Annotated in this window: 22 protein-coding genes; 9 read left to right on the top strand and 13 right to left on the bottom strand. The window is 47.5% G+C overall.

What is annotated here, in order from left to right; genetic code table 11:
* The coding region (locus HC229_RS16620; protein ID WP_223845598.1) for a hypothetical protein at window positions 1–185 on the top strand (185 nt) is incomplete at its 5' end.
* 628 nt (window positions 186–813) lie between these two features.
* Here HC229_RS16620 and HC229_RS12030 read toward each other — a convergent pair.
* Together HC229_RS12030 and HC229_RS12025 are read right to left on the bottom strand one after the other, a co-directional pair.
* A complete protein-coding gene (locus tag HC229_RS12030) occupies window positions 814–1,020 on the bottom strand; it encodes a hypothetical protein (protein WP_191020737.1) in 207 nt (68 codons plus the stop codon).
* Window positions 1,020–2,276: an ABC transporter permease gene (locus HC229_RS12025; protein ID WP_191020744.1), complete on the bottom strand. Its 1,257-nt coding sequence runs from the start codon at window positions 2,274–2,276 to the stop codon at window positions 1,020–1,022. The genes HC229_RS12030 and HC229_RS12025 overlap by 1 nt, the downstream gene beginning before the upstream one ends.
* 206 nt (window positions 2,277–2,482) lie before the next feature.
* Between HC229_RS12025 and HC229_RS12020 the strand changes: the two genes are divergently transcribed.
* The gene (locus HC229_RS12020) at window positions 2,483–3,688 is read left to right on the top strand and encodes an exo-beta-N-acetylmuramidase NamZ family protein (RefSeq protein ID WP_191020743.1); all 1,206 of its coding nucleotides are present in this window, start codon (window positions 2,483–2,485) and stop codon (window positions 3,686–3,688) included.
* Between the two features lie 68 nt (window positions 3,689–3,756).
* The gene (locus HC229_RS12015) at window positions 3,757–3,984 is read left to right on the top strand and encodes a hypothetical protein (RefSeq protein WP_191020736.1); all 228 of its coding nucleotides are present in this window, start codon (window positions 3,757–3,759) and stop codon (window positions 3,982–3,984) included.
* Window positions 3,985–4,143: 159 nt separating this feature from the next.
* Here HC229_RS12015 and HC229_RS12010 read toward each other — a convergent pair whose 3' ends face one another.
* Complete coding sequence (locus HC229_RS12010; RefSeq protein ID WP_191020735.1) at window positions 4,144–4,638, bottom strand: YkgJ family cysteine cluster protein; 495 nt, start codon at window positions 4,636–4,638, stop codon at window positions 4,144–4,146.
* An 82-nt stretch (window positions 4,639–4,720) separates the two neighbouring features.
* Between HC229_RS12010 and HC229_RS12005 the strand changes: the two genes are divergently transcribed.
* A complete protein-coding gene (locus HC229_RS12005; protein WP_191020734.1) occupies window positions 4,721–5,428 on the top strand; it encodes a class I SAM-dependent methyltransferase in 708 nt (235 codons plus the stop codon).
* Window positions 5,429–5,528: 100 nt separating this feature from the next.
* Here the strand turns inward: HC229_RS12005 and HC229_RS12000 are convergent, their stop codons facing one another.
* The 8 genes from HC229_RS12000 to HC229_RS11960 form a co-directional block, all read right to left on the bottom strand.
* Window positions 5,529–5,912: an energy transducer TonB gene (locus HC229_RS12000; RefSeq protein ID WP_191020733.1), complete on the bottom strand. Its 384-nt coding sequence runs from the start codon at window positions 5,910–5,912 to the stop codon at window positions 5,529–5,531.
* Window positions 5,909–6,541: a 7-carboxy-7-deazaguanine synthase QueE gene (locus HC229_RS11995; protein WP_191020742.1), complete on the bottom strand. Its 633-nt coding sequence runs from the start codon at window positions 6,539–6,541 to the stop codon at window positions 5,909–5,911. Before HC229_RS11995 ends, HC229_RS12000 begins: the two co-directional genes overlap by 4 nt.
* A 103-nt stretch (window positions 6,542–6,644) precedes the next feature.
* Window positions 6,645–8,321 carry a tetratricopeptide repeat protein gene (locus tag HC229_RS11990; protein WP_191020732.1) on the bottom strand — a complete coding sequence of 559 codons (1,677 nt, stop codon included), beginning with the start codon at window positions 8,319–8,321 and terminating at the stop codon, window positions 6,645–6,647.
* 29 nt (window positions 8,322–8,350) lie between these two features.
* On the bottom strand, window positions 8,351–9,253 hold the full coding sequence (locus HC229_RS11985) for a PstS family phosphate ABC transporter substrate-binding protein (protein WP_191020731.1): 903 nt from the start codon (window positions 9,251–9,253) through the stop codon (window positions 8,351–8,353).
* Window positions 9,254–9,482: 229 nt separating this feature from the next.
* Window positions 9,483–10,274, bottom strand: a complete 792-nt coding sequence (locus HC229_RS11975) for an energy transducer TonB (RefSeq protein ID WP_191020729.1) — start codon at window positions 10,272–10,274, stop codon at window positions 9,483–9,485.
* A 12-nt stretch (window positions 10,275–10,286) separates the two neighbouring features.
* Window positions 10,287–10,853: an ExbD/TolR family protein gene (locus HC229_RS11970; RefSeq protein WP_191020728.1), complete on the bottom strand. Its 567-nt coding sequence runs from the start codon at window positions 10,851–10,853 to the stop codon at window positions 10,287–10,289.
* 15 nt (window positions 10,854–10,868) lie between these two features.
* On the bottom strand, window positions 10,869–11,486 hold the full coding sequence (locus tag HC229_RS11965; RefSeq protein ID WP_191020727.1) for an ExbD/TolR family protein: 618 nt from the start codon (window positions 11,484–11,486) through the stop codon (window positions 10,869–10,871).
* A gap of 61 nt (window positions 11,487–11,547) precedes the next feature.
* Window positions 11,548–12,369, bottom strand: coding sequence for a MotA/TolQ/ExbB proton channel family protein (locus tag HC229_RS11960; protein ID WP_191020726.1), 822 nt, complete (start codon window positions 12,367–12,369; stop codon window positions 11,548–11,550).
* Between the two features lie 302 nt (window positions 12,370–12,671).
* On the opposite strand from HC229_RS11960, the gene HC229_RS11955 reads away from it, so the two are divergent.
* The 3 genes from HC229_RS11955 to HC229_RS11945 all read left to right on the top strand — a co-directional run bounded on the left by HC229_RS11955 (window position 12,672) and on the right by HC229_RS11945 (window position 15,947).
* Complete coding sequence (locus HC229_RS11955) at window positions 12,672–14,237, top strand: helicase HerA-like domain-containing protein (protein WP_191020725.1); 1,566 nt, start codon at window positions 12,672–12,674, stop codon at window positions 14,235–14,237.
* Window positions 14,234–14,602 (top strand): DMT family protein, encoded by a 369-nt coding sequence (locus HC229_RS11950; RefSeq protein WP_191020724.1) that lies wholly within the window; start codon window positions 14,234–14,236, stop codon window positions 14,600–14,602. Before HC229_RS11955 ends, HC229_RS11950 begins: the two co-directional genes overlap by 4 nt.
* An 85-nt stretch (window positions 14,603–14,687) precedes the next feature.
* A complete protein-coding gene (locus HC229_RS11945; RefSeq protein ID WP_191020723.1) occupies window positions 14,688–15,947 on the top strand; it encodes an NAD(P)/FAD-dependent oxidoreductase in 1,260 nt (419 codons plus the stop codon).
* A 136-nt stretch (window positions 15,948–16,083) separates the two neighbouring features.
* Here HC229_RS11945 and HC229_RS11940 read toward each other — a convergent pair whose 3' ends face one another.
* Window positions 16,084–17,421 carry an FAD-dependent oxidoreductase gene (locus HC229_RS11940; RefSeq protein WP_191020722.1) on the bottom strand — a complete coding sequence of 446 codons (1,338 nt, stop codon included), beginning with the start codon at window positions 17,419–17,421 and terminating at the stop codon, window positions 16,084–16,086.
* 176 nt (window positions 17,422–17,597) lie between these two features.
* On the opposite strand from HC229_RS11940, the gene HC229_RS11935 reads away from it, so the two are divergent.
* Window positions 17,598–18,560 carry a mechanosensitive ion channel family protein gene (locus HC229_RS11935; protein WP_191020721.1) on the top strand — a complete coding sequence of 321 codons (963 nt, stop codon included), beginning with the start codon at window positions 17,598–17,600 and terminating at the stop codon, window positions 18,558–18,560.
* Here the strand turns inward: HC229_RS11935 and kynU are convergent.
* Window positions 18,554–19,831: a kynureninase gene (gene kynU / locus HC229_RS11930; protein WP_191020720.1), complete on the bottom strand. Its 1,278-nt coding sequence runs from the start codon at window positions 19,829–19,831 to the stop codon at window positions 18,554–18,556. The two genes, HC229_RS11935 and kynU, sit on opposite strands and share 7 nt — an antisense overlap.
* Before the next feature lie 155 nt (window positions 19,832–19,986).
* Between kynU and HC229_RS11925 the strand changes: the two genes are divergently transcribed.
* The gene (locus tag HC229_RS11925) at window positions 19,987–22,722 is read left to right on the top strand and encodes a fibronectin type III domain-containing protein (protein WP_191020719.1); all 2,736 of its coding nucleotides are present in this window, start codon (window positions 19,987–19,989) and stop codon (window positions 22,720–22,722) included.
* Window positions 22,723–22,951: the final 229 nt, after the last annotated feature.

The raw sequence follows: 22,951 nt of genomic DNA, 5'->3' as shown, positions 1-22,951 counted from the left end.
TACTCTCTGCTTACTTCAGAATCACTTCTGAAGTGCTGTCAATCCAATATGTCTATGAACTTGTCAATCTCTTTTCTTTCGCTTGTGTCTCAAAGCGGGTGCAAAAGTACAACTTGTTTTTAAACTGCCAAGCTTTTTGCGAAAAATATTTTGATCTTTTTTCCTGCCGCCCGGCACATCAATAATAAAGGAACTTTAAACACATCCGGCCCTTTCAAACCGGACGGCAAAGATAAAAAGTCTTTCCGTCTCCGACAAAACTTTTTTTCACTTTTTTTTGCCCCTTATTACCTCAGTATGTCGATGAACTTCGCTGTCAATGCGGGTGCAAAAGTAGCCGCTTTTTTCGTATTTACAAGTTTTAAATGTGGAAATTTTGCAAGTTTTTTCGCGATAATCCGTAACGTTTAGATAACGAAAGCGTTACGTTTGGAAAAACTTTTATCAGATAGGAAAGATCGCGCCGGGCAATTCGTCAGTTTGCTCTCAGATGACGGGTTCGGCTTGTCGTGAATGTGACAGGAAGGCGTCGCAATTGTAGAAATCTTGCTTTTTCAATTAGCCCGAATTGGAGTTGGAATACGAAATGTCGGGCAAGGAACGTCGAACAGGGAGTGTTTACCAGAGAATGTCGCACGCTGGACACTGGACTTCGAACGTTCGCGTGAGGGATCACGGCATTGTTTGAGCTCTTTTGCGGAAACTCAACGGTTTTTCAAACCTTTGAGGTTTCCGCAAAAAGCGAGTGCCTTGAGCCCGACGGCGGCCAAGGCAAATGCGATCAGCTTTTGCCTGGCCGCCGACACGCCCTGATCATTCAATGTATCTTTCGTCGCGAACACGGCGTGAAATCAACGGGAGTATTTGAGAACCGTGACTTTCATATGAGTATTTCTCGCCCGAGGTCAACTCATACTCGATTTCGAATATGCCCAAAGCATCGAGCACAAGCAAAATCAATTGGCCGCGCTCGTCCTTATATAATATGTAGTCGCCTGGTTTTTTGTCGAGTTCTATCATCAGTCGAAGCGAATGGCGCGCACAGGTGAAATTTTCGTAATAATGTAGGACGGCAGCAGCAACACCAAAAGACAAATTAGCATCGTACCGAGATTTAGCAACAAAATATATCCGAAACTAAAATACACCGGAGCGACACTCACGTAATAATTCTCCGGATTGAGCTTGATAAGGCCAAATTGCTGCTGCAATACAACCAACAGTATTCCTATTGTATTTCCCCAAAGCAATCCCCTTACTATAATATAGGAAGCATTGTAGAGAAAAACCTTGCGCACGCTCCAATTTGTCGTACCTAACGATTTAAGTATCCCGATCATTTGGGTGCGCTCCAAAATGATGACGAGAAGCGCCACCACCATATTTATCGTCGCCACAAGAATCATCACGACGAGGATCACGAGAATGTTGAAGTCAAAAAGCTGGAGCCAGTCGAATATGTAGTAATATTTCTCGATGATGGTTTTGGTGTCGAGCGCTGCCGTAGGATCGGTTGCGTCGAACGTACTTTCGTACACTTCGCGCCCTTTTTGTTCGATCTGGGTAAAATCCCGAACGAAGACTTCGAAAGATCCGACCTGATCCGGCCTCCATTTGTTGATGCGTTGCAAGTGACGGATATCACCTAATATATAGGTAGCGTCGAACTCCTGCAATCCGGAGGCGTAAATCCCGACAATCCGGAACACGCGAAGGTTCGGCTTTTGGTTGCCTTCGCCTTCCTTCATAAAAAAAGTATTGAAGCGATCGCCAAGTTTCAATTTCAGGCGATCTGCAAGGAATCGGGAAACGATGACCTCGTCGTTCAGCTTGGCGGAAACATTGGGAAGTTTACCTTCGAGCAGGAATTCGTCGAGATTTTTCCAGGCGTAATCTTTTCCGACACCTTTGAAGATGATGCCCTCAAATGCATCGGCTGTCCTTATGATCCCTGCCTTGCTAGCCACGGCCTGAACGTGTTCGATGCCGGTGACGCCTTTAAATTTCGGATAAAAATCCTGTCGCGTCGAAATGGGCTTGCTGCTTACTTCGGATTGATTGTCGTCGTAGTTCGAAATAATGATATGGCCGTTGAAGGCCGAAACCTTTTCGCGAATCTTTTGTTGGAGCCCGATTCCGGTCGCGACCGAGAGGATCATCATCACCATTCCGATCGCAATGGCCGTGACTGCAATTTTTATAATTGGGGCAGATATAGTACTTTTACGGCCCTTGGCGGCAATCAGTCGTTTTGCGATGAAATATTCGAGATTCAATGTCGTTCCAATAGAAGTTGCGGTCTCCAAAAATACACTTTCGGCAGGATTAAAATCGCGGGCCGTTTAAAATATCACAAGAATTTATGACGCGGGATGTCACCCATTTGCCAAAATCTTCAATTTCGTTCGTTTTTAAACCTGGATTTGCAGTCGCGATCGCGATCTTATTGTCGGTTGCATCGTGTAAGACGCCACAGGCAAAGATGGCCGGATTTTCAAAGCCCGCCAAAACGACCATAAAAAGCAAGATACGCCCGACGCGTTTTATGACCGGTGCCGACAACACATCGAGTTATTTCGATTTGATCCGGGACAAGAAAATCGGAATCGTCACGAACCAAACCGGCCTCATCGACTACGATTCCGTATACTCGCTTCCGGACACGCTTGAACTGACGCACCGCGAGGCAACGGCCACCAAGACCATGCACGTCGTGGATTATCTGAAACAGAAAGCGAAATTCAAGCTTGAGAAGATTTATGCTCCTGAGCACGGCTTTCGTGGAGAATCGCCGGACGGGGAAGATATCGTGGACGGAAAAGACGCCAAAACCGGGATTCCGATCCTGTCGCTTTACGGCAACAACAAGAAACCGTCTGTGGAGCAACTCGACGGGATAGATGTCATGCTTTTTGACCTTCAGGATGTCGGGACACGCTTCTACACGTACATTTCGACGCTGCATTATGTGATGGAGGCTTGCGCCGAAAATAAGATTCCGCTCATCATCCTCGATCGCCCGAATCCGAATGGGTATGCGATCGACGGCCCTGTTTTGGATCCGAACCACAAAAGTTTCGTCGGCATGCATCCGATACCGGTGTTGCACGGTATGACGATCGGTGAATATGCATTGATGATAAACGGAGAGAAGTGGCTCAAAGACAGCATCCAATGCGACGTTAAGATCGTGCCATGCGAGAATTACCGACGTGGCATGCCCTATCACTTACCTGTGAAGCCGTCGCCGAACCTCCCGAACGACCAGGCGATCAACCTCTATCCCAGCCTCTGCTTTTTTGAAGGGACGAACGTGAGCATAGGCCGCGGCACCGACAAGCAGTTCCAAATCTATGGTTCTCCCAATTTGCCGACGTATCACTACGAATTCGTCCCGCGTCCGAACCTGGGATCTAAAAATCCGCCGCTCAACGGGAAAATATGCTGTGGCGAAGATCTGTCGAAAGAACCGCGACTCGACCGCATCGAGTTGAAATGGCTGCTGGAAGCGTACCGAAACTTTGAAGACAAACAAAAATTCTTTATTCCCTATTTTACGAATCTGGCCGGCAGCAAGATATTACAACAGCAAATCGAGGCCGGAATGACCGAAGAGGAGATTCGTTCAACCTGGCGTCCGGGAATCGAGGCTTTTAGAAAAATAAGAAAACTTTATGAGATTTATTGAGAATGCTCAGAAATCCATTGCGTATTTTAGTAATATAGAGTCCAACTTATCAACAAAACACACACATTATGAAAGGCGCTGAAATACTTTTAAGCTACATGGATGAGTTACAGCGTATAATCGAGGTAATCAATTCCTATATTGACAAGGGTCTCGAACTCTTCCAGAAAGCGAAGGAATGGGTAGAGAAGATAATCGAGTACATCGGCCGGGGCGTAGACTATTTGGTAAGTGCAGTCGGCGGACGAAAGAAACCGGATCATCTCGTCGAATCTGACGATTATATGTTCGTTTAAAAATTAGCCTCCTGACCGGGAGGTTTTTTTTTTGTAGTTAAAATTAGTTTTGCTTTGCCCGGCCGTGTCCCAGGTATTGAGTTATTTTAGAGATGTCGATTTGGAATTTCTTTTCCGGAACCGTTCGCCCTATTATCCACCAAAAGCTCATTTTTGGAATCACATCGGCATTCTTTTCTTCATTTCTTCCACGATCCTGAATGTTGCCGGACAAAGTGCGACATTTTCTAAAGTGAGATTCGAAATTTGCTGGAATTTCTTGCGGTCGGTGTGCGGATACTCGCGGCAGGCTTTGGGCCGGACGTCGTAAATCATGCAGTAATTGTCGGCGTCGAGAAAATGGCAAGGCACAGATTGCAATACGTAGTCGTTATCTTCATCGACGCGTAAATATTGGTCGATGAATTGCTGCGGCTTCATCCGAAAATGCTTTGAAATGCGTTCGATATCGGCGGAAGTGAACAGCGGGCCCGTCGTCTTACAACAATTGGCGCACGTCAGGCAGTCGGTCCGTTTGAATTCGGCATCGTGCAGTTCCTGCATTACATAGTCGATATTCTTGGGCGCCTTCTTCTTTAGCTTGTCGAAATACTTTTTGTTTTCGGTATGCTTATCTTTGGCGAGTCGCGGCAATTGTTTGAGGAAATCCTGCATGCTGCAAAGGTAAAGATTTGTTTAAAGTCCGACATTCAATGTTTGCCAACTTTAAACCTCAGATTCTAAAATTCAAAAAACGATGAAAGATCTCTTCGGCAAAGCCATTCTCGACTATCAAACCGGCGATGCCCCGGAAGACCTCATTACCGAAACCAATATCTCGGAGCCGGATGAAATGTCGGTAGCCTGGTTGTTTCGCAATTACGAACAAATGCCCAAAATCGAGCGCAGGGCACTTGACCTCGCCAAGGGAAAAGTGTTGGACGTCGGCTGCGGGGCGGGAAGCCACAGTCTGTATCTCCAAAATGAGCGAAAACTCAGCGTAAGTGCGATCGACATATCGGCAAACGCCATCGCGGCTTGTTCGTTGAGAGGTGTTGATAATGTCAAAGTCGCCGATATATTGGATTTGGAACGCGAAGAATTCGACACGATACTGCTGCTCATGAACGGAACCGGAATTTTCGGAACACTCGACCGCACAACCGTTTTTCTTCAGAAGTTAAAAGCGCTTTTGAGTCCGAACGGGCAAATCCTTATCGATTCGTCCGACATCATTTATATGTTTGATGAAGACGAAGACGGCGCTTACCTCGTTCCCGCCGATTCCTATTATGGGGAGCTGACGTTCCACGTTACGTACAAAGGGGAACAGGAAGACGCTTTCCCGTGGTTATACCTCGATTACAATACACTTCAGAACGCGGCTTGGGCGAATGGCCTCGGTTGCGAACTCGTCGTCGAAGGCGAACACTTTGACTATTTGGCGCGCCTTACCCATTCATAGCGTTAAACGTTCCAAAGTTATAACTGTTCCTGTCCTGTCGAAGTTGCATATTGATCGGACGCACATCAGAAAAATACTGCGGAGAGGATGCGTCCGCGATTTAGCCTTTCCCAAATACCAACGGAAGCGTAATTTTAAGCGCATAGGGTTTTCCGCCTTTCTTGGCAGGTTCCCATTTTGGCGCAGATTTGATCACACGGATGAACTCTCCGGCAGACGTAGCGCCGATGAACTCCGTAATCCTCAGGTTTTCGATGACGCCCGTTTCCCCGACTGTAAAAACGGCCACCATCTTACCGGGCTTTTCGAGTTTTGACATATCGAAATGTTCGCGTACGTATTGGTGAAATTTCAACACATTTCCACCTTGGAATTTCGGCTCAATGAATTCCCCGGACAAATAAACTTCGTCTTCTCCTCCAAGTTGCGCGAATGCAGGGGATGCCACTATCAGAACCAAAAAAAACAACAAATTCTTTATCATGGGATATTCAGGTATTTGTGCGTCTGAAGGGAAATTCGCCACTTTGGGTTGTTCATTACGTATTCGACGATAATCGGAGTCATTTCCTCGCGTCGGCTCCACTCGGGCTGAAGAAACAAAATCGCATTCGGGTTGACCCTGGCGGCTTGCTCTTCGGCGAAAATCAAATCGTGCTTGTTAAAGACGATGCATTTGAGCTCGTGGGCAGCATCGTAGACGGATTGGGTCGGAAGTTTGGTTTTCTTGGGCGACAGCGTGATCCAATCCCATTGGCCGGAAAGCTCGTATGCTCCCGAAGTTTCAATATGAATCCTGATTCCTTTGCTTTTGAGTTCGGAAGTCAACGGACTCATATCCCACGTCAGCGGTTCTCCTCCGGTAACCACGACCGTATCTGAATATTGCTTGGCGTGCAACACAATATTTTCGATATGCGTCGGCGGATGGAGTTCGGCATTCCAACTTTCCTTGACATCGCACCAGTGGCATCCGACATCGCATCCTCCAACCCTGATGAAATAAGCGGCCGTGCCTGTGTGATAACCTTCGCCCTGAATGGTGTAGAACTCCTCCATGAGCGGCAACATTACGCCTTTGTTTACCAAATCCTGTACTTCCTGTGTCAACATCTCCAAAAAAATAAAGTGCAAAGATACGCAATTCCTTTGCCTGTGTACCAAAACAAAAAAACCGGCGGTTGCCCGTCGGTTTCTTATTTTATTCGTTTTATTATTAAAGTTGCTTCAACGATTGCGTCGCGAACGATTCGCCAGGCTGGATCGCTAAGGTTTTATTGAAATATTCTTTCGCTTTTGCCTTGTCGTTTATGGCGGCGTAGAATGCACCGATGTTGTTGTTGGCTTCTACCAATTTCTTTTTGGTTGCATCTTTCTCCAATTCCTCAGCTCCTTTTTCAGTAACTACGCGAATGTAATCCTCATAGCTCTTTGCCATCGCTTCATTAGCTTCCATCAAGCTGTTAGCGCGGGCGCGGAACAGGTAAGCATCTTGTGTCGTAGGCGAACTTTCGGCAACTTTCGCAAATGCGGCCTCGGCTTTCTTGATTTGCTCAATATCCGGCTTCACATCTTTACGGTTGTTTGCGTAGTAAAGCGCGTATCCGTAATAAAACAAATCCTGTGTGTAATTTTTTGATTCCGTATTGGTTACCGCAATTTCATAGATTGCAGCCGCCTCGCGGTACATTTTCTGGTCAAAGAACTTTTTGCCCAATTCGCTGAGATCGTATGTCATGTTCGGATCCATTTCAACGGACTTTCGGATGTCAGCCACAGCAGCATCGAACGCAGCGGCGTCTACGGCAGCACCCTCGGCTCCATTTCCGGAAGCCTTCTTCAGTTTCGCAAGCCCAAGGTACATATGGTCACGAGCGATCACTTTATTGTTCGGTCCGGAGATGAACTTGTTAAGCGATTCTATGGCCACATCGGTATTTCCGTTTTCGTAAGCCGAATACCCAAGGTAACGGAAGATACGCGGATTCACTTTGTCAAGTTGTTGCATTTTTTGAGCCTCCGCCTCGAGAGCCTTGTAGTCTTTGGCGAGGATCAGGAAATCCGCATAACGCATACGGGACGTAAGGGAATAGTCGGTAAGGTCAAGGTATTTCTTGGCGTAACCAAGTGCTTTTTGGATGTACTCCGTATATTTCTTGGTGTCGTTGTTTCCCCACAAATAGTAGGTTTCCGCAAGTTCGCGATATACCGGGCCGTAATTCGGATTCGATGCAACGATCCCGTCGAACTCTTTTACCGCTTCCGTAAAGGCGCGAGCACCTTTCAAAAGCACGCCTCTTTGCATTTTTGCGCGCGTAAGTTGAGGGTCGGCAGCCAGTGCCGCACGATAAGCAGCATAGGCATCGTTTTGGTTTTTGCTACCGTAATAAGCATCGCCGAGCGCCAATTGCACCTGTGCATCCGCAGCATTGGCAGCTTTGGCTTTTTCAAGTGTCGCCAATGCCGATTTGTAGTCCGGCTTGTCCGCGTCCATATAAGCACGGGAGACAAAAACGAACTCTTCGGTATCTTTTTTGCGGGCGTCCTTTATCGCGTTGGCGAAGTTTGCCTGAGCCGCGCTTGCGTTTCCGCTGTTAAGGTCGATCTGGCCCAATCCGATGTAATTCAAATTGGCGTCATCCTTTGCCGTGAGCCCTTTTTGAAATACAACTTTTGCCGAATCTTCAATATCTTGTTTCAGGTACACTTTCCCCAATAAAAAAGCGGCGCGCCCATCGCCCGGTTTGGCTTGGACTGCAGCTTTCAACATGTTTTTGGCTTTCTCGTACTGCTCGGCGTCAATGGCTTTTTTGGCCTGCTCGACATCTTGCGCCTGAACAGCCGAAGCGGTCATGGCAACAAGAGCAATACTTAGGATTTTGGTCTTAGTCATTTTGCTGATTTTATGTTACTTGTTGTTTCTCAGTTTTTCTTGATTACGATTTTCCTGGATGGGATGCGAATCGGCAATAATCCTGATTTGAGGATAATCCGCTGTCCGCGTTCACCGGCCATAAATGAAGCTAGTCCGATGCCGAGGCCTTCATAACCTTGAGTGTTGACGACATACAAATCGCGTGCCAGCGGGTAGGTCTTCTCCGCCAGGTTGTTTTGGCTCGGATATACAAAGCTACTACCTGTAAGACTTTTAACACTAAGGATATTGATTTTTTTAAGATAACTTTCTATTTCCGGCGTTGGTTGCCACAACCAATTGATTCCAATGACGCCCACCATGCCGGGATTCTCCGAAACGAATTTGATGACTTCCGCATTTGTCCTAAACGAGTAAACACCTTTTGACGGCAATTCTGTTTGTTCAGAAAGTTTCATCATGTATGCAGCCGTGCCCGAATTCGGATTGTCGAACACCAATCCTTTGACACGCGGGCTTACATTTCCCTTCATGACCTCCACGACATCTTTCAATGCGATCAGCGTGTCGCTTGACTGCGCGCTTCCGATAAGGGCGATGCCGTCACTGCCGAACTGCGTCTGTTTAGGGTAGCGTTCTCGGGAAGTAAAAAACTTAAGTTCTTCTTCTGATAATTTGCGGGCCATGACCAGGATTTTTGCCGAGTCCTTCAAAAGCGCCTGTACCGCTTCCGCTTCCGATTTCGGGATCAGGTTGAATGTTCCCCGGTAGTCGCTCTCGAAAACCTGTACTTGGTCTTCCACTATCGGCAGAAGGGTTTCGTCGACGAGAACCGAAGCTTTGCCTGTCAGGATCGTTTCGTCTTCAGGTTTGTCCGATTGCCTTTGTGAACACATGGCCAAAAAAAATACGCCTATTGTTACCAGGATAGGTATCCATCTTTTTTTCATTCTTCGGATGTTTCGGATTTGTAGAATCTGTAAAATCGGATGAGCGCATAAACGATAAGGACGATGCCCAACGCCACGCGGTATTTGTACTCCATGGCCAAAGGCAGGCTTTCCCAAAAGATCACGGCCAATCCCAGGAACAGATAGACCAGAAAAAAGAATATCCCTATAACAAGAAGAAATCGCTGTTTTGGCGATTTCTTCTGTCTTAAACTATTGTGTCGCATCGTTATTCTGCCGCGGCAATGACGATTGGCAACGTAAAGGCGCATCGCACTTTTCTACCGTTCTGCTCGGCCGGCGCCCATTTAGGGGAGCGCTTCAGGATGCGAATCGCTTCCTCAGCCGTACCAGGACCTGCTGGACGTGGCACTTTAATATCTGTGAGTGACCCATCTTTTTCAACAACGAAAGAAACGATCATACGACCTCCGACGGCATCGTCAGGCGTACGGTAATTGTTTTTCACGTAATTGTAGAATTTCTCCATACCGCCCGGGAATTCAGGTTTTACCTCAATACCGGCAGAGTTGTAGATGGTGTTGTCTTCCTCAATTACCTCTTTAGGCCCCGTTCCTACAGGATCGACGGTCAATTCGGCATCAGGATCACCCTTGATGTTCTCGTTACCGACTTTCTTGTCGACGATTTCCTTGATTTTAGGTGGCTCTTCAACCACTTCCTCAGCCTTGGCGACAACCGGCTTCACGAACTTCACCTGATCGATTTTTGGCGGTGGCGGCGGTGGTGGCGGAAGGTTCTTCGGAATCTCCTTTTTAGGAGGCAGTTTCACCGTTGTGATTTTTTTGTCGAGCTTAACCTCGTCTTCTACCGTACTGTCGGGGATGAGTCGCGCCAAAATAGGCGTGCTCACCAAAAATGCGAAAACTACAGCGCCGATCAACAGAGCGGTCATCGTCGTCTTCGGATTTTCCTTCCGCAACTGATAGGCACCGTAGAGCTTGTTACGCCCTTCGAATACGATATCAAGCCACTGATGTTTTAATAAATCCAGTTTCATGATTGTTCTTTTTTATTGAGGAGTTGCCGGGGCCGCTCCTTCGAGTAGTTTCACTTCTTCAGGAGAAATATCAGTGATCGCGTAAGTTCCGACATCATCGATCGCCATTTCGTCCAAAACGTCCACAAGATTCTTGTAGTTCGACTTTTTGCTTGGCTTGATGATTACGATCAGTCCTTTTTTAGCATCTCCGGTATATTGCTCGACTTCTTTCTTTCGCTTGAGAATTTCGGCTCTAAGGCCGGCTTTCCCGTAAGCGATATCTTTGGGCGCCATTTTTGGATTGGCCAGCATACCCATGTATACTTTCAATTGGTCATTATCACCCAAAAGCAGTGTCATAGTTCGGTTCTCATCTACCTTGACATCCTTGTTTTTAGTAGGATCCTCATCCTTGTCCGGCAAGCTCAAGTCCATGGACTGAGGCTTCGACAACGACGTGGTAAGCATAAAGAACGTGATCAAAAGGAACGCCAAGTCAACCATAGCCGTAAGGTCAACCTTGGAGTTGAGCTTCTTACTACGGACTTTCTTCGAGCCTTTCTTGCCTCCACCGTCGCCGGTATTTAATTCAGCCATTTCTTTTTCTTTAAATTAAAAATCTTTACCACGTAGACCAGTCACCAAATTGAAACTGTTGACCTTTTGATCCTGGAGAATGTCCATTACCTTTTTGATTTCCGGATATTCCTCTTTAGCGTCACCTTTGATTGCGATAGTCAACTCCACATTGTGGTTGTCGATCGCCGCGCGGCGCGCATACTGAATCCAGTCTGCCAATTGGTTGTTCAACGAATCTTTAGGGATTCCCGGTTGAACATTCTCTAAGTTGCGATCGGCCGCCTTCATGTCAATTACCTGCTTGAGATTCTCGATAGGGACGCCAAAATTCTCGATAAGCGCAAACTTGTCCTTGTCTTCCTGAGAGAAGGTCACATTGTATTTCTGAGCCATCATTTCCAACGTGCTCACCCTTAAATCACGACCTGTAACGCCAAAAAACACTTTGCCTTTCTGTCCGATCGTTATCGTAGCCAAGTCGCTGTCAGGCAATTTGGTTTGATTCGTGGAATTAGGCGTGTCTACCGGAAGCGGTTCCGGCTGTTTGGCAGTCGCGGTAAGGATAAAGAACGTCAGCAAAAGAAACGCAACGTCACACATCGCAGTCATGTCGATGCTCGTCGCTTTCTTAGCCATTTTTACTTTAGCCATATCAGATATTTTAGAGTTGTTTCCGCTTAGTATCCAAACGGAAACAACCTTTAATTAGTATTTAGTTTCTTGAAGTACCTCTGTACTTTCTGTAAGTGTTCACGATCGTAGAACCTGCCTCGTCGATTGAGTAAGTCAACGTATCGATCTTAGAAGTAAAGAGGTTGTAAGTCACGATCGCAACAGCTGAAGTAGCAATACCTGTAGCCGTGTTGATAAGTGCCTCGGAGATACCGTTTGCAAGCATCGCCTGGTCTGGTGTTCCTGAAGTAGCCAAAGCACCGAAGGCCTTGATCATACCGGTTACCGTACCCAATAGACCCGCAAGCGTACCAAGTGAAACCAAAGTGGATAGGATTGTAAGGTTTTTCTCCAACATCGGCATCTCAAGAGAAGTAGCCTCTTCGATTTCTTTGTGGATGGTTTCAGAAGCTTCCTCGCTGCTCAACCCTTCTTTTTTAACTTCCTGGTATTTGACAAGTGCAGCTTTGATCGCATTTGCAACCGATCCTTGTTGTTTGTCACAAGCTGCGATTGCCGCGTCGATGTCACCGTTTTTGATACTTGTCTGAACATTGTTCATGAACGTGTCAAGATTTCCTTTTCCTGCAGCTTTCGAGATAACCATGAAGCGTTCAATAGAGAAAACGAGCACCATCAAAAGCAGTCCCATAAGAACCGGTACGATAGGACCTCCTTTGTATACCATCGCCAAGTAATTTCCAGGTAGTGGGTGACCTTCGTTCGTTCCGCCTTCAAAGTTAGAACCATTACCCATTACGAATTGCCAGATTAACCACCCAACAAAAATACATAGAACGATTACGATACCGGAGAAGACACTCCCACCGTTTGAACTGCTTTGTTTCTTAGCGTTTGCCATTTTTACAATTTTTAGTTTTTAATAAATTATCTTATAGTTTTTTTAATTTTTCGGTAAAAACCATGAACGGCAAATTTATATGTTACTTCCAAATAAAAAAACTTTTTTTAATATTATTAGCATTAATTTAATCTGCCGCAAACCGTTGTCACACCTAACGTCCAAACGTTTGCAATCGTATTTTTGAGGATGCGTTTTTTTGCAAAAAGGTTGCGTTGGCACCGTGTTTTTTTTGTAAATATCTATATCCGAAATTTATACCTTTCGCAAAACCAACCTCCAGCTAAACAAAACATAAAATTATGGGTACGAAAGACCAGTTAACAGCCGTCATAAACGAGGGATATTCGTTAAAAGGAGAAGGCATTATCCTTGGCGCCGCAATGTTGGATGGAGAACCAATCGCGGATACCCACGTCAGGATTCCGCTAAAAACCCTGAACCGGCATGGCTTGATTGCCGGCGCGACCGGAACCGGCAAGACCAAAACGATCCAAGTGCTTTCCGAGCAACTTTCCTCTTTTGGCATTCCCGTACTCATGATGGACATCAAAGGGGATTTCAGCGGGATTGCCCAGGCCGGGACCGAACAGCCTTTCATCGCGGAACGACATTCAAAAATCGGCTTGCCGTTTGCGCCGGCGGGATTTCCGGTAGAACTTATGACGTTGTCCGACCAGAACGGCGTAAAGATGCGCGCAACGGTCTCGGAATTCGGGCCCGTGCTGTTTTCGCGCATTTTGGGGCTCAATGACTTGCAATCCGGCGTGGTGTCCATCATTTTCAAATACTGCGACGACAATCAAATGGCACTGCTCGACCTCAAGGACATCAAAAAAGTGCTAAATTATATTACCGATGACGGCAAATCCGAAATAGAAGAAAGCTACGGCAAAATCTCCACGGCGACGACCGGAACCATTCTTCGTAAGATCATCGAGCTCGAACAACAGGGAGGCGATATTTTCTTCGGCGAGCTTTCGTTCGATATTTCAGACCTGATGCGCCTCGACGAGAACGGACGCGGTTATGTCAATATCATCCGACTCAACGACATTCAGGACAAGCCGAAGCTTTTCTCGACGTTCATGCTCAGCCTGCTGGCCGAAATTTATCAGCAAATGCCCGAACAAGGAGACGCCGGCCAACCCGAATTGGTAATTTTCATAGACGAAGCCCACCTGATCTTCAACGAGGCGAGCAAGGCGCTTTTGGATCAAATCGAAACCATAGTGAAACTCATCCGCTCGAAAGGAATCGGAATCTATTTCGTGACCCAGAATCCGATGGATATCCCAAACGGCGTGCTTGCCCAATTGGGGCTGAAAATACAACACGCACTAAGGGCTTTTACCGCGAACGACAGGCAGGCGATCAAACAAACGGCCGACAATTATCCGACATCCCAATTCTACAAAACCGACGAGGTGCTCACCAGCCTTGGAATTGGGGAAGCGCTTGTCACGGCACTCAATGAGAAAGGCGTCCCGACACCGCTTGCCGCCACAATGATGCGCGCTCCACAGAGTCGAATGGATGTTCTGACCGAAGATGAGATCGACGCAATTAACGGCAAATCGAAACTTTTCAAGAAATATAAAGATCCCATCGATCGCGAAAGCGCTTACGAACTGCTCAACAAAAAAATTGCCGAAGCCGAGGAAATCGCCTCCGCCCAAAGACAACAGGCCGAAACCGCAAAACAACAGGAGGCACAAGCCAAAGTCGACAACAAAAAAGCGCAGCAAGAACAAAAACGGTCGGGCGATCAGGTTGGCGAGGTGACCAAATCGGTCGTGAAAGTCCTGACAAGCGCAACGTTTATCAGGGGCGCGTTCAGTGTGCTAAATAAAATGTTCCGCAAATGAAAGCGTTCGCCACCATCGGACTCCTGATATTGTCCAACATCTTCATGACATTGGCCTGGTATGGCCATTTAAAATTTAAGGAATGGAAATGGTTTGAGAGCGCCGGACTGATTGCCATCGTATTCATAAGTTGGGGATTGGCGCTGTTCGAATATTTTTTCCAGGTTCCGGCGAACCGCATCGGATTCAAGGAAAACGGAGGGCCATTCTCGCTGCTCCAGCTAAAAGTGATACAGGAAGTCATCACGCTCGTGGTTTTCGTCGGATTCTCGATGTTGTTTTTCAAAGGCGAGAGCTTTAAATGGAACCATGCCCTGGGATTTTGTTTCTTGATTTTGGCGGTGTATTTCATCTTTAAAAAATAATTCCGGGCGCCTGTCCCTAAGAAACGTTAACACGGTTTTTCTTCTTGTCATTTATAGGTAACTTTAGTGCACCAATAACAACAACATGGCAAGAAAACGCATCGCCATCGTCGGGGCCGGGTTCGCCGGTTTGACGCTGGCACAACGCCTGAAACGTTCCGATTACGACATCTGGATATTCGACAAGCACAACTATCATCAATTCCAACCTTTGATGTATCAGGTCGCGACCGCCCGACTCGAGCCGTCGAGCATATCTTTTCCGCTGCGGAAAGTGTTCCAACATTGCAAAAACGTCCATGTTCGCGTGGCGAAAGTCGAAAAAGTGGATCTCGACCGTAAAAACCTGCAAACCACGATAGGCGAATACGACTACGATTATCTAGTGATTGCCAACGGAGCCGAAACAAATTACTTCGGAAACGAGGAATTGGCGAAATATGCCTATCCGATGAAATCCGTTCCTGAGGCCATCCAACTGCGCAACCGAATTTTACAGACGTTCGAAGATGCCATAATCGCGCCTGCCGAACAGCTCGAATCCTTGCTGACGTTCGTCGTCGTCGGTGGTGGCCCGACAGGCGTCGAGCTTGCCGGAGCGCTTGCGGAGATGAAGAAAAACGTCCTTCCGCGCGATTATCCGGATAAGGATTTTTCAAAACTTCGGGTGTTCCTGCTCGAAGGCTTGCCGAACCTGCTCAATGCGATGAGCGATGAATCGAAGAAATATTCACGTAAATACCTTCAGGATCTCGGCGTGATCGTCAAAACCGACACCTTGCTTTCCAATTACGACGGAAAAACCGTGACGTTGAAAAACGGAGAGACGATCGCGTCCCAAAACGTGATTTGGGCGGCCGGAATTTCCGGCGTCAAACTCGACGGAATCCCGGAGGAAGCCTACTCAAGAGGCAACCGATTGCCCGTCAACAGGCAAAACGAACTATTGCAGATAAAAGATGTCTTCGCTATTGGCGACATCGCTTACATGGAAACCAACAAATATCCGAAAGGACATCCTCAGCTAGCCGCCGTGGCAAACGAGCAAGCAGAAGTCCTGGCCAAAAACTTCATCCGGATGGCCAAAGGCGTCATGCCAAAACCATATGAGTATCATGACAAAGGCTCGATGGCGACGATCGGGAAACGCAAGGCGGTCGTCGATTTGCCGCAGTTCAGCTTTCAGGGGAGACTGGCTTGGTTTACCTGGATGTTCGTTCACCTGATGTTGATTTTAAGTATCAAAAACAGGTTGCTGATTTTCATCAACTGGGCGTTCAGCTATTTTACGAACGACTCTACGTTAAGGGTTTTGATGGATGCGCCGGATCGGAAAAGCAATTAGCGAATTAGTTAATTAGCGAATGGATAATTAGCGAATTAGCGAATGGGGAGGTTAGTGAATGAGATTTCTATTTACACGAAGTCCACATCTGATATCCGGGCGCGAGTAAACGGAATAAAGCCGGATCAACACTAGCTCACGACAAATACTCGAATATTTTTGTCTCCACTTCCTCACTGTCCCATTTGGACTCGATGTCAGGAAGCTGCATGACCTCATCCATAATCGCCTTTTGTCTATCGCCTTCGGCCAAAGCCTCGCTGTATGGGCGATCGCTGAAAGTCACACGACTGTACAACGGCAGCCATTTTTCAGGATATTTTTCGGAAAAACGCTTTTCGATTTTCTTTTGAAGCAGGAATTTTTCGTCGGCTACACTTGAGGACATTTCCATGAAATTGCGGTAGGAAAGCTCTGCAATCGCATCGGCATTCGGTTTTCGCAAGGTTTGGTATTCCTGAAACGCCGAAAGCCAGTCGTCTCCGTGTTTTTCCATACACTCATTAAGTACCGTAATGTCTTCAAAACCGGCGTTCATGCCTTGCCCGTAAAACGGTACGATGGCGTGGCACGCATCGCCGATCAACGCTACTTTGTCCTCGAACGTCCACGGATAGCATTTCATCGTAACAAGCGTACTCGTTGGGTTTTTGAAAAAATCTTCGGCGAGTTTTGGAATTACGTCAATCGAATCCGGGAAGTTTTTAGCAAAGAAATCCTCTACCGATTTCCTGTCGGTCAGGGACGCGAACGAATTGTCGCCTTCGAACGGCATGAACAGCGTGCAGGTAAAACTCCCGTCAAGATTGGGAAGCGCGATCAGCATATATTCGCCCCGCGGCCAGATGTGAAACGAATTTTTGTCGAGTTTGTGCGTCCCGTCGGGGTTTGCGGGAATGTTCAATTCCTTATAACCCGTGCTCAGGAATTCCTGCGAATAATTGAACATGCTCTGTCGTTGCATGCGATGGCGGATTCTTGAAAAAGCCCCATCGGCCCCGAAAACCATATCGTATTTCAGATCGGTCCACTCCCCTCTTTCGGTCTCTCCAATATGTAAAGTTGCCGTGGCAAGGGAAATATCCCAAATGCGTTGCTCGAAAAAGAATTCGGCCCCCGCGGCTTCGGCCAGGTCGATCATCTTGCGGTTGAGCGTTCCCCTCGAAATCGAGTAAATGCTCTCGCCTTCTTTGCCGTACGGCTGGAATTTCAATGTGTCCGATACATGGATCGCACGTTTGTCCATCGCAATGGCAATTTCGCGAATATCGTCTCCGATACCCACCGCGTCAACGGCCTTCCAGCCGCGAGTCGACATGGCCAGGTTGATCGAACGACCAGAGAATTGTATGGTGCGAATATCGGGACTGCGGTCGAAAACATGTACGGTGTGACCCGCTTTCCGAAGGTAAATCGCCAACAGCGAGCCCACTAAACCAGAGCCTACCACAGCGATTTTTAGAGGTGAATGCATGGTATTCTTGCTAAAACGACGTAAAAGTAAGCATTATAAAATGCCCGTCGACCACATTTTTCTTTTTTTGGCGTGTCCGACATTGCTGCTAAACATTATGTAAGTCAAGCTAAAATTTCTATAACGCATCCGATTATTAAAAAACTAACTTCGGATTTCACCAAGATATACGCCTTATGGAATTCGACATCAACACCGCGATCAATCTGATTATCGACAAACTATCGGTTTGGGGACGGGAGTTCGTTAGAATGCTTCCCAATATCGCCATGGCGGCCATTGTGTTCGTCATCGGCTTCTTCATCTCCAAACTTATCAAGCGTCTTGCGCTGCGGCTCATCGCAAAAGTGTCGCATAACGTCACGCTTAACCGCTTGTTCGCAACCGTAGTTTACGTGTTCGCGATCGGGATCGTGCTGTTCATAGGATTGAGTGTGTTAGGGCTTGACAAGGCCGTCACGTCTATTCTCGCCGGGGCCGGGATACTCGGGTTGGCGCTTGCTTTCGCGTTTCAGGACATCGCCTCAAACTTTATGTCGGGAATTTTTATGTCGTTCCGCAAGCCGTTGAAAGTGGGAGATGTCGTCAAACTTAAAGGCTACATGGGCAAGGTCAAAGAAATCAATTTGCGCGATACGGTCATCCAAACATTTCAAGGTCATCTGATCACGATTCCAAATAAAGATGTTTTCCAGAATCCGATAGAGAACTATACGACGCTGAACAAACGACGTTTCGACCTCGACATTGGCGTATCGTATGGGGACGATCTCGACCTTGTCAAACAGGTCACGCTCGACGCCGTGAAAGATATTCCAGATATCTCCAAAACCTCGCCTACTACGATCATGTTTCGGGAATTTGGCGACAACTCCATCAATTTTCGCGTCAGGATGTGGATCGACAGCGCCGAACAGGGAACGTTTTCAAAGGTCGGGAGCGAGGCTATCCAACGCATCAAGAAAGCCTACGACAAGGCCGGGATCACGATTCCGTTTCCTACGAGAACGTTGGATTTTGGCGTCAAAGGCGGTGTTCCGTTATCCGAAATTCCAATCATGACGCAGCCGTCGACTGAAGTTGACGATCCAGAAGATCTGGGAATGGACATGGCGGATGCCCCGGACGACGATCAGTGAAGCTGTTGAATGCCTTTTTTGAGAACCTGGCCGAATTCGTACATGTCCTCGAATGAACAATACAACGGAACCGGTGCGAGACGGATCACGTTGGGTTCGCGCCAGTCCGTGATTACGCCGGCTTTCATGAGATAATCGAATAGGTTGCGCCCTTCCCCATGCAAATAGACTGACAACTGGCAAGCCCGCTCCGATGGATTCGTAGGCGTGATGATCTCAAAATTGCCGTTCACTTCCCTTTGGATTTCGGATAACACAAACTCCAGGTAAGACGTAATCCGGTCGCGTTTCTCGATCAGTGCGTCCATTCCGACCTCGTCGAACATCTCAACCGAGGCAAGGTAAGGCGCAAGCGAAATCACCGGAAGATTCGATATTTGCCAACCTTCCGCACCTTGGGCGGCATCGAACTTGGGCTCCATTTTGAAACGGCGTTCTTTATTGTGTCCCCACCAGCCTGCAAATCGCGGCATTTCGGGATCGGAGTGATGCATTTCGTGAACGAAAATTCCCGAGACGTTTCCTGGGCCCGAGTTCATATATTTATAAGAGCACCACGCAGCGAAATCTACGTTCCAGTCGTGAAGTTCGAGCTTGATGTTTCCCGCGGCGTGCGCCAAATCCCATCCGACGAACGCGCCTTTTTGCTGGGCGTACCGGGTAATCGCTTTCATGTCGAAAACCTGGCCCGTGTAATAATTGACGCCTCCGATCAGTACGAGTGCGAGTTCATCGCCGATTTCGTCAATCTTGGCCAAAATGTCTTCGTGCCGGATATTGTGCTCGCCTTCCCTCCTCCTGATCTCGACGATCGTCGTTCTGGGATCGTAGCCCCGGAACCTGACTTGGGATTCCAGCATGTATTGATCGCTTGGAAACGCTTTTTCCTCACACAAAATCTTGATTCGCCTTCCTGACGGACGGTAAAACGACACCATCAGCAAGTGGAGGTTCACGGTAAGCGTGTTCATCACGGTAACCTCGCTCGGCAAAGCACCCACGACCTTACTCAACGGCTTTGCAAATCGCTCTTGGTAATCCCACCACGGCTTTTCAGCGTAAAAATGCCCTTCGACGGCCAAATTAGCCCAGTCGGACATGATTTCGTCTACGTAAGCTTTGGTGCGTTTGGGTTGCAATCCGAGGGAATTCCCGGTAAAATAGATGACCTGCTTGCCGTCTACTTTCGGAAAAATAAACTCGTTCCGGTATTTTGATATTGCGTCCTGATTGTCAAGTTGTTGTGCGAATTCGCGTGTGTTCTGGAACATGTTTGTAGTTGTTGTGGGCGTAAATTTACGAATTGGTTGTCGTTTTTTGTTTGAATATCACTACCAGTCATTAGTAATTATTAACGAATTGCTAATCCAAACCTAACGGTTGCGGAAAACGCCCCTCCTACTTTTGCCGCCAAATCCACAACTACATGAAAAAAATTTACGCTCTCTTACTGCTTTGCTCCGCTTATGTGCAGGCGCAGGAATTGTTTCCGTATTTGCAATCGGCAAAACCGACTTCGATTTACGTCAATTGGAAAACATCCGAGAATCCCGAAACCACTGTGATGTTCGGCGCTTCCGCGGATGCGCTGACGAATACCGTAACGGGCACGAACCAGATCTTCAACGATACGGGTTACAACAACAATTATTATTTCCACTCGGCTAAAATCGAGAACCTCCAGCCGAACACGAAATATTTCTACAAGATCAAAACGGGCGCTATGGAATCCCAGGTCTATTCGTTCAAGACGATGCCGCTTCCGGGGCAAGCCGCTACGGCAGACGGCCATTTGCGCTTTCTCGTTTTGGGCGACAACCAAATGCGCAACGTGCCGCGTTTCGATACACTCGTGAGTGCCGCAAAACGCAAGATCGCGCAGAAATGGGGCGCGAACCTCGATCCTGCCGACAACATTGCGATGACCGTCATGGTGGGCGACCAGGTCGATGTCGGAACGTTGGATCACTACGAAAACGTCCATTTCAAGAAGAACAAGCAATTGTCCGGTTATTTGCCCATCTCGACGCTCGTCGGGAACCACGAAACCTACGGCACGCTTGGCATGAACGCCTATTACAACCATTATGTTCTCGACGACATGACATATCAGGGCATCGACTCGGGAACCGAGAATTACTACGCCAACCAAGTCGGGAATACGTTGTTCATCGCCATGGATACCGAACACACCAGCGCCCAGCAATTGGCGTGGGTGGCGAACGTCGTGGAAGCGGCCAACAACGATGAGACCGTGCAATGGATCATTTCGCTCGGACACCGTCCGTATCAGGCGGAGCAATACGTGGGCGACATTTCACAATGGGTACGCAACAATGCTATGCCGATCCTGACGACATCTCCGAAACACATTCTTCACATTGGGGCACATCATCATTTGTACCACCGCGGCCAATTGAAAAACACGCCGACGTACCAGATCATTTCAGGCGGCGTGGCTTGGGACCAATATTGGGGAATGGCCGTGGAGCAGAATTTCGAAGACGTTCAAAAAACGATCTCGAACTGGATTTACCAAATTATCGATATCGACGTGGCAAACGGCACTTTCAATGTAGAAGCATATTCCATCGGAAGCATTTACCAACACAAGGACAACCAATTGATGGACGAATTCCACCGTCATTTGGGATTGGCCGCTCCAAACCAACCGGAGATCACGTCGGCACTTTCAGGAAACGACGTCGAGTTGCCGCTGACGGTCGAAACGTCCGCTTATGCGACTACTACGAACCAGGAATTGAACTCGACCCAGTTTATGATCGGGAAAACCGAAAACTTCAGCATCGTCGAAAAAGACGTGTATCGCGATTTCGAGGATTTGTTCGGCTCGGTAGGAACCCAGGTCGATTCAACGGCGAACGTCAATCTCGGCGTCGACATCACCAAACTGACGCTTCCGACGGGATCGCTCCCGAATGGTTTGTATTTCATCAAGGCGCGCCATCGCGACAAAAACCTGAATTGGTCGCCGTGGAGCACGACAAAGTCGTTCAACATCATCAACAGTACATTCGCCAACACCCAAATCCAGCTCGATACGATTGCCTATATGCCGAATACGCCTATAGAAGTTTCGTTTTCGGATACGCCTGGCAACAGCACGGATTGGATCGGGATTTACAAAAACGGACAAAATCCGGGAAGCGCGACGCCTTCTACGATTTGGGCTTACACAAACGGAAATATCAGCGGGTCCCACATCTTCACATCAGGATTGACGCAGCCTGGCCGTTATTACGCGACCTTGATGGAGAACGATGGTTATACCGAAATTGCCGAGCGCAAACAATTTTATGTAGGGCCATTTGTCAACGTGTCGACGAATCAGGCGGCATATCCGACGGGAAGCGCGGTGACGGTGACTTTCTCGAACGGCCCGAACCTGAATTTGGATTGGATCGGGATTTATAAAGTCGGACAAACTCCTGGCTCGGTAAATTCTACCAGATGGAATTATTGCAACGGCACTTCGGGTAGTTTTACGTTCAACGGATTGGCCGATGGCTATTATTACGTGCAGTATTTTCTTCAGGACGGATACGATACCGTAGGAGAAAAAGTGTTCTTCCAGGTTGGCGACCAGATTACCGAACTGGCGATCAACAAAACGGTTTACAACCTCAACGAGAATATCATCGCGACCTGGACGGACGCACCGGGAATCATCAAGGATTGGCTCGGCATTTACCACGAAGGCGACGATCCGAATGTGGACGAGTTGGTGAGTTATACCTATTTTGACGGTTTGGCCGAGGGCGCGAAAACCATTCCGGACGAATATTTACCAACCCAGGAAGGGGCTTACTTTATCGTGATGTTTACCAACGATTCTTATAACGAAGTCTCGAACCGCATTGCGTTTGTCGTGGAGGATCAATTGGGCATTCCCGACACATCTTCTCAAAACGGCGTTCGCGTCTACCCGAATCCGGCCAAAGCTGGGGAACGCACCTTTATCAAGTCGCAATATCCAATTGAGAAAATCGATATTTTCGATATGATGGGGAATTTGTTTTATACCTCGAGCAACATCCACGACTATAATTACTCGCTCATCAACAATAGTTTGCCGACGGGAACTTATGTGTTGAAGATCCAGTCGAATAAGGTGTATACCGTTAAGATGGTGGTAAAGTGAGCGATGGAGGCTTGATCCGAGGCGCTTGGCCTTGAGATGAGTTACTGATTTGATTATAAGCTGAAAATCCCGTTTAACAGGCGGGATTTTTTGTGCTGATTGGTGGCGTTTTTTTAAGATTTTTTACAGTTTTTCTGTAGCGGAGTAAGTGGAAATCCGGCGAAATTTACGGGTGGGTGGTGGCGGCTTTTTTTACAAACCAAACTTTAACTTTTCAAGGTCGCCACCC

The sequence above is a fragment of the Flavobacterium selenitireducens genome, assembly GCF_014748335.1.
Lineage (GTDB): Bacteria > Bacteroidota > Bacteroidia > Flavobacteriales > Flavobacteriaceae > Flavobacterium > Flavobacterium selenitireducens.
This window is presented reverse-complemented; position numbering and strand designations above follow the sequence as displayed.

What these genes read in the sequence shown, in the direction of transcription:
- HC229_RS12030 (WP_191020737.1), bottom strand. Translation starts at nt 1,020, where the DNA reads ATGATAGAACTCGACAAAAAACCAGGCGACTACATATTATATAAGGAC.
- HC229_RS11935 (WP_191020721.1), top strand. Translation starts at nt 17,598, where the DNA reads ATGGAATTCGACATCAACACCGCGATCAATCTGATTATCGACAAACTA.
- HC229_RS11925 (WP_191020719.1), top strand. Translation starts at nt 19,987, where the DNA reads ATGAAAAAAATTTACGCTCTCTTACTGCTTTGCTCCGCTTATGTGCAG.
- HC229_RS11975 (WP_191020729.1), bottom strand. Translation starts at nt 10,274, where the DNA reads ATGAAACTGGATTTATTAAAACATCAGTGGCTTGATATCGTATTCGAA.
- HC229_RS11985 (WP_191020731.1), bottom strand. Translation starts at nt 9,253, where the DNA reads ATGAAAAAAAGATGGATACCTATCCTGGTAACAATAGGCGTATTTTTT.
- HC229_RS12000 (WP_191020733.1), bottom strand. Translation starts at nt 5,912, where the DNA reads ATGATAAAGAATTTGTTGTTTTTTTTGGTTCTGATAGTGGCATCCCCT.
- HC229_RS11995 (WP_191020742.1), bottom strand. Translation starts at nt 6,541, where the DNA reads ATGTTGACACAGGAAGTACAGGATTTGGTAAACAAAGGCGTAATGTTG.
- HC229_RS11960 (WP_191020726.1), bottom strand. Translation starts at nt 12,369, where the DNA reads ATGGCAAACGCTAAGAAACAAAGCAGTTCAAACGGTGGGAGTGTCTTC.
- HC229_RS11965 (WP_191020727.1), bottom strand. Translation starts at nt 11,486, where the DNA reads ATGGCTAAAGTAAAAATGGCTAAGAAAGCGACGAGCATCGACATGACT.
- HC229_RS11940 (WP_191020722.1), bottom strand. Translation starts at nt 17,421, where the DNA reads ATGCATTCACCTCTAAAAATCGCTGTGGTAGGCTCTGGTTTAGTGGGC.
- HC229_RS11945 (WP_191020723.1), top strand. Translation starts at nt 14,688, where the DNA reads ATGGCAAGAAAACGCATCGCCATCGTCGGGGCCGGGTTCGCCGGTTTG.
- HC229_RS12010 (WP_191020735.1), bottom strand. Translation starts at nt 4,638, where the DNA reads ATGCAGGATTTCCTCAAACAATTGCCGCGACTCGCCAAAGATAAGCAT.
- HC229_RS12005 (WP_191020734.1), top strand. Translation starts at nt 4,721, where the DNA reads ATGAAAGATCTCTTCGGCAAAGCCATTCTCGACTATCAAACCGGCGAT.
- kynU (WP_191020720.1), bottom strand. Translation starts at nt 19,831, where the DNA reads ATGTTCCAGAACACACGCGAATTCGCACAACAACTTGACAATCAGGAC.
- HC229_RS11970 (WP_191020728.1), bottom strand. Translation starts at nt 10,853, where the DNA reads ATGGCTGAATTAAATACCGGCGACGGTGGAGGCAAGAAAGGCTCGAAG.
- HC229_RS11955 (WP_191020725.1), top strand. Translation starts at nt 12,672, where the DNA reads ATGGGTACGAAAGACCAGTTAACAGCCGTCATAAACGAGGGATATTCG.
- HC229_RS12020 (WP_191020743.1), top strand. Translation starts at nt 2,483, where the DNA reads ATGGCCGGATTTTCAAAGCCCGCCAAAACGACCATAAAAAGCAAGATA.
- HC229_RS12015 (WP_191020736.1), top strand. Translation starts at nt 3,757, where the DNA reads ATGAAAGGCGCTGAAATACTTTTAAGCTACATGGATGAGTTACAGCGT.
- HC229_RS11950 (WP_191020724.1), top strand. Translation starts at nt 14,234, where the DNA reads ATGAAAGCGTTCGCCACCATCGGACTCCTGATATTGTCCAACATCTTC.
- HC229_RS11990 (WP_191020732.1), bottom strand. Translation starts at nt 8,321, where the DNA reads ATGACTAAGACCAAAATCCTAAGTATTGCTCTTGTTGCCATGACCGCT.